General features: G+C 69.2%; 13 protein-coding genes. 6 read left to right on the top strand and 7 right to left on the bottom strand.

All coding sequences use genetic code 11. From position 1 onward, the window contains the following. Nucleotides 1-110: 110 nt before the first annotated feature. The 3 genes from ACIHAO_RS13240 (at nt 111) to ACIHAO_RS13230 (ending at nt 3446) form a co-directional block, all read left to right on the top strand. Complete coding sequence (locus ACIHAO_RS13240; RefSeq protein ID WP_396557448.1) at nt 111-1289, top strand: sensor histidine kinase; 1179 nt, start codon at nt 111-113, stop codon at nt 1287-1289. Continuing rightward, nucleotides 1286-1939: a response regulator transcription factor gene (locus ACIHAO_RS13235; protein WP_125780244.1), complete on the top strand. Its 654-nt coding sequence runs from the start codon at nt 1286-1288 to the stop codon at nt 1937-1939. Before ACIHAO_RS13240 ends, ACIHAO_RS13235 begins: the two co-directional genes overlap by 4 nt. Nucleotides 1940-2006: 67 nt before the next feature. Then, nucleotides 2007-3446: an APC family permease gene (locus tag ACIHAO_RS13230; protein ID WP_396557700.1), complete on the top strand. Its 1440-nt coding sequence runs from the start codon at nt 2007-2009 to the stop codon at nt 3444-3446. Here ACIHAO_RS13230 and ACIHAO_RS13225 read toward each other — a convergent pair. The 3 genes from ACIHAO_RS13225 to ACIHAO_RS13215 are packed head-to-tail and all read right to left on the bottom strand — an operon-like array spanning nt 3421 to nt 5346. Beyond that, complete coding sequence (locus tag ACIHAO_RS13225; RefSeq protein ID WP_396557698.1) at nt 3421-4089, bottom strand: DUF6885 family protein; 669 nt, start codon at nt 4087-4089, stop codon at nt 3421-3423. The two genes, ACIHAO_RS13230 and ACIHAO_RS13225, sit on opposite strands and share 26 nt — an antisense overlap. Then, nucleotides 4089-4505, bottom strand: a complete 417-nt coding sequence (locus ACIHAO_RS13220) for a GNAT family N-acetyltransferase (RefSeq protein WP_396557445.1) — start codon at nt 4503-4505, stop codon at nt 4089-4091. The genes ACIHAO_RS13225 and ACIHAO_RS13220 overlap by 1 nt, the downstream gene beginning before the upstream one ends. 46 nt (nt 4506-4551) lie before the next feature. After that, entirely contained in the window at nt 4552-5346 is a 795-nt protein-coding gene (locus ACIHAO_RS13215) for an EamA family transporter (protein WP_396557696.1), read from the bottom strand. 339 nt (nt 5347-5685) lie between these two features. On the opposite strand from ACIHAO_RS13215, the gene ACIHAO_RS13210 reads away from it, so the two are divergent. From ACIHAO_RS13210 to ACIHAO_RS13200, 3 genes are all read left to right on the top strand, one after another. Next, on the top strand, nt 5686-5865 hold the full coding sequence (locus ACIHAO_RS13210; RefSeq protein ID WP_016332937.1) for a hypothetical protein: 180 nt from the start codon (nt 5686-5688) through the stop codon (nt 5863-5865). A gap of 221 nt (nt 5866-6086) precedes the next feature. Beyond that, on the top strand, nt 6087-6950 hold the full coding sequence (locus ACIHAO_RS13205; RefSeq protein WP_396557443.1) for an alpha/beta fold hydrolase: 864 nt from the start codon (nt 6087-6089) through the stop codon (nt 6948-6950). Further along, nucleotides 6931-7542, top strand: a complete 612-nt coding sequence (locus ACIHAO_RS13200; protein WP_396557441.1) for a TetR/AcrR family transcriptional regulator — start codon at nt 6931-6933, stop codon at nt 7540-7542. Before ACIHAO_RS13205 ends, ACIHAO_RS13200 begins: the two co-directional genes overlap by 20 nt. 59 nt (nt 7543-7601) lie before the next feature. On the opposite strand, the gene ACIHAO_RS13195 is transcribed toward ACIHAO_RS13200, so the two are convergent. From ACIHAO_RS13195 to ACIHAO_RS13180, 4 genes are all read right to left on the bottom strand, one after another. Beyond that, a complete protein-coding gene (locus ACIHAO_RS13195) occupies nt 7602-8783 on the bottom strand; it encodes an ROK family protein (protein WP_396557439.1) in 1182 nt (393 codons plus the stop codon). Nucleotides 8784-8794: 11 nt separating this feature from the next. Next, complete coding sequence (locus ACIHAO_RS13190) at nt 8795-10255, bottom strand: sugar ABC transporter permease (RefSeq protein ID WP_396557437.1); 1461 nt, start codon at nt 10253-10255, stop codon at nt 8795-8797. A 23-nt stretch (nt 10256-10278) separates the two neighbouring features. After that, nucleotides 10279-11052 (bottom strand): ATP-binding cassette domain-containing protein, encoded by a 774-nt coding sequence (locus ACIHAO_RS13185; RefSeq protein ID WP_125793637.1) that lies wholly within the window; start codon nt 11050-11052, stop codon nt 10279-10281. A gap of 88 nt (nt 11053-11140) precedes the next feature. Continuing rightward, nucleotides 11141-12274 (bottom strand): sugar ABC transporter substrate-binding protein, encoded by a 1134-nt coding sequence (locus ACIHAO_RS13180; RefSeq protein WP_125780228.1) that lies wholly within the window; start codon nt 12272-12274, stop codon nt 11141-11143. Nucleotides 12275-12567 lie beyond the last annotated feature (293 nt).

The raw sequence follows: 12567 nt of genomic DNA, 5'->3' as shown, positions 1-12567 counted from the left end.
CCTCCGAGCTTCGCCCCCGACGGCGGTCCGGCACGTCGGTGAAGGGCAGGAGAGCATCGTCATCAGTTCGTAGGACCCCGCCGCCCGCCCCGGTGTGCTGGGATGGAGCGGTGCCCACGTTGGTCCCGCGCCTGAGTCACCTTCCGCTGTGGAAGCAGGACCTCGTCATCGCGCTCGGCACCTGGCTCATCGGTGTCCTGGTCTACCTGAGCGGCACGCAGGTGCTGCTCAACGGCCCGGACCCGACGCCACTGTGGATCCGGCTGACCGAGCTGACCGCGTTGTGCGCGCTGGAGATGCTGCGCCGCAAGGTCCCGTGGGCGCTGCTCGGCGCGCTGGTCGTGGTCGCCGTGGACGTGGCGATCAGTCCCTCGCTGCCGATCCTCGTCGTCTTCACCGACTTCCTCTACGCGACGACGCTCTACGGCTCGCGGCGGACGAGCAGGGTGATGATCGGCATCGCCGCGATCGGGACACTCGCGGTGATCTGCCTGGCGCTCGTCCTGTCCTCGCAGTGGCGGACGGCGATCCTGGTGGCGTTCGCGTTCCTGCCGTTCCTCGTCACCCCGGTGTGGTGGGCGGCGAACGTGCGGCAGCAGCGGGACATCGCCGAGAACGAACGGGCGAACGCGGTCCAGCTGGCCACGATCGGCGAACTGGACCGGAGGGCGGCCGTCGCGGGGGAACGCTCGAAGATGGCGCGGGATCTGCACGACGTCATCGCCGGGCATCTTTCGGCGATCGCGATCCAGTCCGAGGCCGCGTTGTCGATGGCCACCGCCGACCCGAAGCTGTCCAGGAAGGTGCTGGAATCGGTGCGGGAGAACAGTGTGAGCGCGCTGGACGAGATGCGCGCGATGATCGGGCTGCTGCGCGCGGACACCGAGATCGAGCCGACGGCGCCCGCGCGGCTGGCCGAACTGTCCAAACTGGTCGAATCGGCGCGGGCGAGCGGGCTGGAGGTCGAGCTCGGTTCCGTGCCGGACCCGTCGTCCTCGCTGCCCGCCGCGGTCGATCTGACCGCGTACCGGATCGCGCAGGAGGCGCTGACCAACGCGGTGAAACACGCCCCCGGTGGACGCGCGGTCCTCGACATCCGCTCGCGCGGCGGCATGCTCACCGTCGAGGTGCGCAATGATCTTCAGCCGGGCCGCCTCGACGACGGCGGGACCGGACTCGGTCTGCTGAACATGCGGGAACGCGCCGCCGCGGTGGGCGGCACCCTCGCCGCCGGGCCGTCCGGCGGTGGCTGGCTGGTCCGCGCCGAACTACCTCTGGAGGGGTCTTGACCGTCAAAGTCCTGGTCGCCGACGACCACGGCGCGATCCGTGCCGGGTTGATGATGATCCTCGGGAACGCCGAGGGTATCGAGGTGGTCGGCGAGGCCGCGGACGGCGCCACCGCCGTCCGCCAGGCGAAGGCGCTGAAGCCGGACGTCGTGCTGATGGACGTCCGCATGCCCGGCGTCGACGGCATCGCGGCCACGCGGGAACTGACCGCGGAAGGGCTGTGCGAAGTCCTCGTGCTGACCACCTTCGATCTCGACGAGTACGTCCACGCCGCGCTGCGGGCGGGCGCGGCCGGGTTCCTGCTGAAGTCGGTGGAGGCAGCGAGGCTGATCGAGGCCGTGAAGCTGGTCGCGGCGGGCGAAGGAGTGCTCGCCCCGCAGGTCACCCGGAAGCTCATCGCCGCCTTCGCCGCGGGGACGCGCGAGCCTTCCCTCGTCCCCGCCGGGCTCGGGGACCTGACCGAACGCGAGCGCGAGGTGCTGGCGTGCCTGGGCGGTGGCCTGTCCAACGCGCAGATCGGCACGCGGCTGCACATCGGCGAGACCACGGTGAAAACGCACGTTTCGCGAGTGCTGACGAAGCTGGACCTGCGGTCGCGGGTGCAGGCGGCGATCCTCGCGCAGGAGAACGGCGTCGTACTGGAACGATGACCGCGCACCGATCTGCGAGGTGGTCGGTGATCTTCTAGCGTGACCTTTCATGCGGCGAACTCTGGACGTGGACGAGGTCCTGAAACGGCAGGATTCCGGTGAGCTGAAACGCCGTCTGCACGGACGGGACCTGGTCGGCTTCGGGGTCGGCATCATCATCGGCACCGGCATCTTCACCCTCGCCGGGGTCGAAGCGAAATCCCACGCGGGCCCGTCGGTCACGCTCTCGTTCGTGCTCGGCGCCGTCGTGGCCGGGATGGCCGCCCTCTGTTACGCCGAACTCGCCTCCAGCGTGCCGACGGCGGGAAGCGCCTACACCTACGCTTTCGCCACCCTCGGCGAGACTTTCGCCTGGATCATCGGCTGGGATCTGCTGCTGGAGTTCGCCCTCGGCGCGGCCGTCGTGTCACGCGGGTGGTCCGGCTATCTCGCGAATCTGATGGGGCTCTCCCCCGACTGGTTCGGCGAAGACGCGAAGGTGAACATCGGCGCTGTCGCGATCATCGCCGTGCTGACCGTGATCGCCGTCCTCGGGATCAAGGAATCGGCGCGGGTGACGAATCTGCTCGTGCTGGTCAAGGTCGCGGTGTGCGTGCTGATCCTCGCGGTCGGCGTGTTCTACATCCGCGGCGAGAACCTGACGCCGTTCATCCCGCCCGCGCAGGCACCGGCGGAGACGGCGAGCACCCTGCATCAGCCGATCGTGCAAGCCGCGCTCGGGCTCGAACAGTCCGTCTACGGAATCGCCGGAATGGTGACGGCCGCCGCTGTCGTCTTCTTCGCCTACACCGGTTTCGAGGCGCTCGCCAACCTCGGCGAGGAGACCGTGAACCCGAAACGCGATCTGCGGGTCGGCATCCTCGGCGCGCTCGGGGTCTGCGCGCTGCTCTACATCGGTGTCTCGCTGGTGCTGACCGGGATGGTGCCGTTCGCCGAGATCGACGCGGGCGCCCCGCTCGCCGACGCCTTCGACCGGGTCGGGCAGCACTGGGTGGGCGCGCTGATCTCGCTCGGCGCGGTCACCGGGCTGACGTCGGTGATGATGGTGGAACTGGTGACGATCGGCCGGATCGGCTTCGCGATGGGCCGCGACGGCCTGCTGCCGAAGAAGTTCGGCACGGCGCATCCGCGCTGGGGCACCCCGCACCGGATGACCGTCGCCGGCGCCGTGCTGATCGCGGCGCTGGCCGCGTTCGTGCCGATCTCCGAACTCGCCGACATGGTCAGCATCGGCGCGCTGTCGGCGATGATCATCGTCGCCGTGGCCGTCCCGGTGCTGCGCAAGCGCCGCCCGGATCTGGAGCGCCCGTTCACCGTGCCGTTCTCGCCCTACCTGCCCATCGCGGCGGCGCTGGCGTGCTTCTACCTGATGCTGAACCTGGACGTGATGACCTGGCTGCGGTTCGCCGCGTGGCTGCTGCTCGGCCTGCTGATCTACGTCTTCTACGGGCGCCGGCATTCACGGTTCGCGAAGGACGAAGTCAGCTCCACAGACCTGCCGTCGTGATCGCGCCGAGGGCGGTCTCGGCGTCGGCGTCGTCCACCACGATCAGCATCCGTTTCAGCGCCGCGGCCATCCATTCCACCGGCTGGTCGTGCAATCCGTTGTCCCCCAAGGACGGATAACCGTCCATAACGGACACGAGGGTTCCTTCGGCGCCGATCCGCATCCCGGTCGCCAGCACGAAATGCCCGGCGGGCGGACGCCAGCGGGACGACCACAGCGGCGGGATACCGGTGTCGAGGTAGTCGAGCAGCGCTCGCGCCGGCGTGTCGTGGGCGCCGAATTCGGCGGGGTCGACCTCCGCGATCAACGCGACCCTAGGCAGCCGCCACAACGCGGCAAGGAGCATGAACACCGACTGCGGCGCCCAGTTCCCGGTGGCGGGCACTGCGGCGAGCCGTCCGCCCGACAGCGTCCCGATCGCCCGCGACAGGCCCTCCGGCGTGGTACCCGCCAGCGCCGCGACCTCGTCCTGGCCAGCGACGTCGAAGCCCGCCGCGCGCAGGGCGGCCAGCGCGGTGAACGGCCCGGCGAGCCCGTCCTTCTGCGGCAGTTCGGCCCGCGCGACGGCGACGAGATGCTCGCCGCCGGGCAGCCAGCGGCGGCCGGACAACCCCGTCCGGTCGCCGTCGATTCCGGAGGACATCAGTCTTCGAACGTCCATGACCGCATGATGAACGGTCCGTCGTTCGACGCCCCGGCCGAGGCGTAGGTCGCCAGTGCGGCCTCGTTGTCCGTTTCGACCCCGACCCACATCCCGCGGCAGCCGCGTTCCCGCGCGATCCCGGCCAGCGCGTCGACCAGGTCACGGCCGATCCCGCGGCGCTGGTAGTCCGGGCTGACGTCGAGTTCGTTGAGGAACATCTCGGTGCCCTTGTCCGGATGCGTCACCTCGGTGCCGGTGATCATCCCCGCGGGTTCGCCGTCCTCGTAGGCGATCAGGAGATGGTTCTCCTCCGCCGCGAGGAACTTCTCGGACGCCGCCCGTTGCGCCGGGCCGTCGAACAGGTGCTGGGCGGCGACGATCTCTTCGACGGTACCGGCCCGCCGGATCTCGGCCACGTGTCCTCCTGGTGCTCGAAGCGCCACAGACTGGTCAGTATCCCGCTCAGGAAGGCGCCGGGCCATCGCGTTTCCCCGGCGAACGCAGCGCGACCCCGGCGACGACGGCCAGTGTGCCGATCGCCTCGGGCAGGGTCGGGACCTGCCGGAGCCACAGGAAGCCGATCAGCCCCGCCGTGACCGGCAGCAACGCCAGCAGCAGCGCGAACCGCGCCCGCCCGGCCTTGCGCAGGACCACCTGGTCGAGCGCGTACGGCACGACGGTCGCGAGCACGCCCACCCCGATGCCCAACAGCAGCAGACGTGGCGAAGCCCACACCGCACCGGTGCCGAACGCCAGCGGCGACAGCACCACGGTGCCGACGGCGAACCCGACGGCCAGCCCGTCGATCCCGTTCCCGCCGACCGCGACGCGCTTCCCGAGCAGGATGTACCCCGCCCAGGCGGCCGCCGCGGCCAGCGCGAACAGCACACCGAGCAGGCTGCCTTCGAGCCGGACGTCCGCGATGGCGATCACCCCGGCCGCCACCAGCAGCAGCGCGAAGACGTCCCGGCGGGTGCGCGAACCGAACGCCGCCACCACCACGGGCCCGGTGAACTCGAGGGCGACCGCGGTGCCGAGCGGCAACCGCGCGATCGACTCGTAGAACAGCACGTTCATCCCGGCCGTGACGACGCCGAAAGCACCCGCGAGCAAGAACGTGCGCCCGGTCCACGCCGAGCGCGGTGGCCTGCGCCACGCCAGGAGGACCACCGCCGCCCCGAGACAGCGAAGCCAGGCCACCCCCGCGGGGGAGGCGACCGAAAAGAGACCTACGGCGACGGCCGCACCGGCGTACATGGAAATTCCGCTGAGAACGAACAAGACCGGCGCCGGCACGCTCGGAAGACGGTTCCGGACGACTGCGATACCCACGCCTGCATGGTGCCTGACGTGGGAAAAGACGGTTCGGCGGGGAGTCTTCTCCTACGTTGCGTGATTACGCTACGGCATACGAGGTAATTACCAGTGACAAATGAGACACCCGCACGGGAACACTTGCGGGCTGCCAAACGTCTGGAAGAGTGGAAGCACGAACACGGCGGGGCCGGGAACGAACGTTGCCGGCATCAGTGCCGAAGTGGTCGTAGCTGGATCGATGGCACCGGGCCACCGGTGCCGGGACGGAGGGAGACTCCAATGACTTCACCGACGCTCACCCGCCCCGAACTGACCGCTGCCGACCGATGCGACCGGTGTGGAGCTGCAGCCCAGGTTCGGGCCATTCTCAGCACCGGTGGCGAGTTGCTCTTCTGTGGTCACCACGCCCGCGCACACGAAACGAAGCTCAAGGAAATGTCCGCGGACATTCAGCGGTAGCCCACCAGTACACGACCACCCGGCGGCCGGCCGCTCCCCATGGAGCGCGCCGGCCGCCCTGTTTTTGTCCTGGAGTCCTGGCACCCTGGGGCTCGATCGGTGCGCCCAATGTGGCATTGGGGCCCCTGAGCGTCCCCAATGCCACATTGGGCGCGTCTCAGGAGCGGCCTAGGTCATCGTGCGGCTTCAAAAACATACAGACAGCATGTATGTTAGTTGCCATGACGACCAGCGACCTCCTCGGCGAGGTGCACATGGCTGACCTCGGCAGTGCCCGCGTCCGCTACCGCGATCGCGGCGAAGGCCCTCCCGTGGTCTTCGTGCACGGCCTGCTCACCAACGGCCTGCTCTGGCGGAAGGTGGCCCCAGCGGTCGCCGACGCCGGTTTCCGCTGCCTGACCCCGGACTGGCCGCTGGGCTCGCACGAGATCCCGGTCCCCCATGCGGACCTGAGCCCGCCCGGGGTCGCCGCGCTCATCGCGCGATTCCTCGAGGTGCTCGACCTGACCGACGCCACCGTGGTCGCGAACGACACCGGCGGCGCGCTCACGCAGCTGCTCATGACCACGAGCCCGGAACGGGTGGGCCGGGTCGTGCTGACCCCGTCGGATTCCTTCGAGCGCTTCCTGCCGCCGATGTTCAAGGGGCTGAGCACGCTTGCCAGGATTCCCGGCGGTGCCCGGCTGATGGTCGAGGCGCTGCGCTGGCGGTGGCTGCTGACGAAGACGGACTTCCTCTGGCTGGCCAAACACCCGGTCCCGGACCACGTTCTGGACGCGTACCTGCTGCCCAGCCGCCGGAGCGCGGAGATCCGGGATGATCTGCGCCGGTTCACGGCGAGCGTCGACAACCGGTACACGCTGACCGCCGCCGAGCGGCTGCCCGCCTTCGGGAAACCCGTCCTGCTGGCCTGGGCGACCGAAGACCGGCACTTCCCGCTGTGGCTGGGCGAGAAGCTCGCCGGGGTCCTGCCGAACGCCGAACTGAAGACGATCGAGGACTCCTACGCCTTCGTGCCGGAGGACCAGCCGGAGCGGTTGAGCGCCGTGATGGTGGAATTCCTGCGTGCCCACGCCACGACGTAGCCAGACCGAACGATCGCGATCGACGCGGGCCGCGCTGATCACGGCGGCGCGGACGTTGTTCGCCGAACAGGGTTACGCCGCCGTACCCGCCGACGAGATCGTCCGGGCGGCCGGCGTCACCCGCGGCGCTCTGTACCACCATTTCGGCGACAAACAGGGCCTGTTCCGCGCCGTGATCGAGCAGATCGAAACGGAGATCACCGAGGAACTCCAGACCGTGCTGCGGGCGACGGAGGATCCGTGGTCGGGGGCGCTGGGGGTACTGAGCCGGTTCCTGGACCTGTGCCTGCGGCCCGAGGTGGTGCGGATCGCACTCACGGACGCCGTCTCCGTCCTCGGCTGGCAGGAATGGCGTGAGCTCGAGAACCGGTACGGGCTGGGCCTGATCACGGAAATCCTGGAAGCCACCGCCGCGGACGGCCTGCTGATCGAGGCGCCGATCCCGGAGCTGGCGCAACTCACGCTGAGCGCCTGCGCGGAGGCGGCGCTGATGATCGCGCACGCCGAAGACCCCGAAGCGGCGAAGGAGAAAGCCCTGGCCGCCCTGGTGGCCCTGCTGTCCGGCCTCGTGAAGCCGCCACCGGTGTCATGAAAGGGTCGTTCAGGACGTTTTTTGTCCTGAACGACCCTTTCATGACACTCGCGTGCCCCCTAAACCGTGTCCAGGATCATCTCGAAGGCGGCCTCGGCCGCACCCAGGAGCTTCACGTCGGCACCGAGCGCCGAGCTCACGATCTGCGTCCCGCCCACGGCCCGGCTGACCAGGCTCCGCCGCCGGACCTCGGCCGCCACCGACTTCACGACCGACTCGGGCAGCACGGTGAGCAGGTCACCCAGCACGACCAGCTGCGGGCCGAGCAGGTTGACCACGTTCACCAGGCCGAGCGTCAGCCATTCCGCGAACTCCGAGAGCCGCTCCTCGGCCGCGCGCGGGTCTCGGCCCAGTTCGCGCAGTTCGAACATGATCGCCCCGCGCGGGGTGTCCTCGGGCAGGCCGAGCGCGCGGCACAGCGCCGCCTCGCCGACCTCGGTCTCCCAGCAGCCGCTGGACCCGCAGTAGCAGGGGCGGCCGCCCGGCCGAATCGCCATGTGCCCGATCTCGCCGACGTACCCGGCGCCGCCGCGCAGCGACGAGCCGTCCGCGATGATCCCTCCTCCGACACCGACGTCGGCGGAGACGTACACGGCGTCGGACGAGCCTCGCGCGGCGCCGCGCAGGTGTTCGGCGATGGCACCCAGTTCGGCGTCGTTGCCGACCAGGATCGGAATACGCAGCACACCGCCCAGCCGTTCCCCGAGCGCCACGTCGGTCCAGCGCAGGTTGGGCGCCTCGTGGACGTGTCCGTCGGCCCGGCGGACGACGCCGGGCACGGACACCCCCGCGGCGATCGGCTGCACACCGAGGTCGCCGGCCAGCACGGCGGTCGACTCGATCACATGCGTGATCACCTCGCCGGCCTCCCGCATGCGGCCGTGGAGGTTCCAGCTGTTGCGCCCGAGGATCTGGCCGCCGAACCCGACCAGCGCGATCGCCACGTGTTCCACCTGGAGGTCGACCGCGAGCACCACCGCCGCGTGCGGCTGCGGCAGGACCAGGAGCGAAGGGCGGCCCGCCCCTCGTCCCGGCCTCGGGACCCGCTCCTCGACGACCCCCGCTTCCGCGAGGCCGTCGACGAGGGTCTTGATGGTGCTGCGGTTGAGCCCCAGCTCGGTGGCGAGGGTCGCCCTGGTGCTCGGGCCGCTGACGTGCAGCAACCGGAGCAAGGTCGTGCGGTTGTGCCTGCGCACCTCGTCTGGTCGTGCAACGGGTGTGCTGGTCACGGGCTTCATCATTCCATGCGGACTCAGCGCGGCGACGCAGCCGCGCGGCGCCGGGACAGCGCGTCCACCGTGGCCGCGAGAAGCAGCACCAAACCGGTGACGATGTTGACCACCGCCGCCGACTGCTTCAGCAGGCCCAGCGCGTTCTCCACGACGGCCAGCACGAGGCCACCGATCACCGCGTCGACGACCCGGCCCTTGCCGCCGAACAGCGACGTACCACCGATGACGGCGGCACCGACCGCGAACAGCAGCGTGTTGAGGCCACCGGCCTGCGGGTCGACCGAACCGACCTTCGACGAGTAGACGATCGCGCCGATCGCCGCCACCGCCGAGCAGATGACGAACACCGAGGCGCGGATCTTCTCGACGTTGATACCGGCGCGGCGGGCCGCCTCGCGGTTGCCGCCGACCGCGTAGATGTGGCGGCCGTACTGCGTGCGGTTGAGCACGTAGGTGCCGAGCACCAGCAGGCCGAGCACGATCGGCACGACGTACGGGACGCCGGAGATCACGATGTTCGGGTTCGGCGCGCGGTTCAGCGTCAGCAGATAGGTCGCGATCGCGGCGACCACGCCGATGGCGCCGACCTTGAACAGCACCATCGGCGTCGGCTGGGTGACCAGACCGCGTTTGAGCCGGGAGAAGTGCTGGCCCAGTGACACCGCGGCGAAACCGCCGGCCGCGATCAGGAAGAGGATCCAGCTGCCCACGGTGGACAGGTTGCCGTTGGCGACCTTGAACAACACGTCCGAAGTGCTGATGCCGAGCGTGCCGCCCTCACCGATGAACTGGAGGATCACACCTTGCCAGGCGAGGAAGAGCGCCAGCGTCACGACGAACGAGGGCATCCCGATCTTCGAGACGAGGAACCCGGTGAGGACACCGATCGCGCCACCGACGCTGATCGCGAGCACCATCTCGATCCACGGGTTGGCCGCGGCTCCCGACAGCACCAGCGCGATGGCGAGCACGGCGAATCCGACACCCGCCCAGATCCGCAGGATCACGCCGAGCAGCGCGGCGATCGCGAGCACCACGAGGAACGCGATGAACACGCCGTTCCCCATGCCGCCCAACAGGTTTCCGTTGCGCACGTAATGCATCGCGAGGACGGCGGCGGTGACGCCGGACGCGGTGCCCGCGGACAGGTCGATCTCGCCGAGCAGCAGGACGAACACGATGCCCATCGCGATGATCGCCTTGCCGGCGCCCTGTGCCATCAGGTTCGCGATGTTGTTCATGGTCAGGAAGGTGTCCGACAGCGAGGCGAACACGATCACCAGCACGAGCAGGCCGAGCAGTGCCGGGAGGGAACCCAGCTGCCCCGCCTTGAGCCGGGAGAAGTAGTCACCGACCGCCTCGCGCGTTGACATCGATGTCGTGTCGATGCCGAAATCCGTGATGGCCGCCGACGGGTTGAGCGCGGCGGACGACGGCTTGCCCCCCTCCGGCGAGGCGGGCTTTGCGGGTGTCTCAGTCATTTCCGGTTCTTTCTCGCCTGGTTCTAGAGGACGGCGGCTTCGGGGCGGGCAAGGCCGAGGTCGCCGGATCGGCCGGCGGTGATCAGTTCCACGACCTGGCCGTGGGTGACGTCCTTGGTGTGCACCTCGGCGACGAGACGGCCGAGGTAGAGCACCGCGATACGGTCGGCGACCTCGAAGACGTCGGCCATGTTGTGGCTGATCAGCACCACACCGAGGCCCTGCTCCGCGAGGCGGCGGACGAGGTCGAGCACCTGACGGGTCTGCGCGACACCGAGCGCGGCGGTCGGCTCGTCGAGCAGCACCACCTTCGAGTCCCACAGCACGGATTTGGCGATCGCGACGGTCTGCCGCTGCCCGCCGGAGAGGGCCGAAACGGGCGTGCGGACGGACTTCACGGTGCGGACCGAAAGCGAGGCGAGCGTCTCGCGGGCGGCCTTCTCCATGCTGGCCTCGTCGAGCAGCCATTTGCTGCCGCGTTCCCGGCCGAGGAACATGTTCTGCACGATGTCGAGGTTCTCGGCGAGGGCGAGGTCCTGGTAGACGACCTCGATCCCCAGATCCGCGGCGTCACGCGGGCCGTGGATGTTCACCGGTTCGCCCTGGAACTTCACCGTGCCCGAGTCGTAGCCGTGGATCCCGGCGATCGACTTGACCAAAGTGGACTTTCCGGCACCGTTGTCGCCGACCAGCGCGGTGACCTCGCCTGCCCGCACGTTGAAGTCCACGTCGTGGAGGACGTGGACCGGCCCGAAGCTCTTGTTCAGCTGCTTCAGTTCGAGGATGGGTTCGCTCATGGGGGTTCTCGAATTCTCCCGGCTGGAGACCGGGCCGGGGCGCTTGTGTCCGAGAAGCGCCCCGGCCCGGTTGTCTGGATTTAACGGATCAGGAGATACCGAGCTGCGTGCACGCCGCGGCCAGGTCGCCGCCGCAGATCTCGGCCGCCTTGACGTAGCCCTGCGTCACGACCTCCTTGACACCGTCCTTGGTGGTCATCTTCGGCTCGAGGAGCACGGACTTGACCTCCCGGTTGCCCTTCGGGTCCTTCGCCTTGCCGGTGGCCAGCGCGTCGGCGCCCGCCTTGTCGCCCTTGGCCAGCAGCACGGCGAGCTTCGCCGCGGCCTCGGCCTCTTCCTTGATCGGCTTGAACACGGTCATGTACTGGTCGCCGCGCAGGATCGCCATGAGGCCGTCCGCGGTGGCGTCCTGGCCGGTGACCGGGACCTTGCCGTTGAGGCCGTTCTTCTTCAGCACGGTGATGACCGCGCCGGCGAGACCGTCGTTCGCGGCGACGACGCCGTCGACCCTGCCCTTGTTGTCGGTCAGGATCTGCTCGAAGGTCTGGCCGCCCTTCTGGTTGTCCCAGTTGTCGATGGCCTGTTCCCGCACGAGCTTCAGGTCGCCGGCGGCGAACTTCGGCTGCAGCACGGACTTCTGGCCGTTGGCGAACAGCGTCGCGTTGTTGTCGGTCGGGGCACCCTCGATCATGACGACCTCGGCGCCCTTCTTGTCCTTCAGCGCGTCGGCGAGACCCTGGCCCTGCAGCTGGCCGACCTTCTCGTTGTCGAACGAGACGTAGTAGTCGGAGCTGCCGCCGAGGTTCAGGCGGTCGTAGTCGATCGTCGGGATACCCGCGGCCTGCGCCTTGCGGGCGACCGCCGAGCCGACCTCGCCGTTGATGGCGGCGATGATCAGGACCTTGACGTTCTGCGCGATCATGCCGTCGGCCAGCGTGGTGAACTTCTGGACGTCACCCTGGGCGTTCTGGACGTCGGCGTCGAAGCCCGCGTCCTTGAGCGCCTTGGTCAGGAACGGCTTGTCGAAGGACTCCCAGCGCGCGGAGGTGGCGGTCTCCGGCAGGATGACGCCGACCTTGCCGCCGGCGGCGGCACCGCCGGGGGCGGGCGCGGACTGCGAGGAGTTGCCGCTGCCCGAGTCGGCGCTGTTGGCACCGCAGGCGGAAAGCACCAGGCCGGCGCCCACCGTCGCGGCGAGGAGGGTAAGGGTTCTGCTGCGCATCCTCGTTCCTTCTCCGATCTTGCTCGCGGGCGGCGATCCTGGAGGACCCGTCGCACCATCGCGCATATGTTGTGGGCGACAACATATGCCGCCGAATGTGTCCCGGGGAAGACGGCTGAATCGATTAAGCCTCATCAAATGGACACGGTTTGGCAACGTGGCCGTAGCAAGCCGTACGAAGTCCGGGTTCGCTGACGGTGTGACCGTCACCACTCACTCACCGTGACGGCGCCAGCGGCGTGGCGCGCTGACCGGCGCGTTCGCTAGACCGAGCTGGTGATCACACGTGACCG

It is taken from the genome of Amycolatopsis sp. NPDC052450 (genome assembly GCF_044547565.1).
Lineage (GTDB): Bacteria > Actinomycetota > Actinomycetes > Mycobacteriales > Pseudonocardiaceae > Amycolatopsis.
Note: the sequence above shows the minus strand (reverse complement) of the source record. Positions and strands in the feature narration are given on the sequence as shown.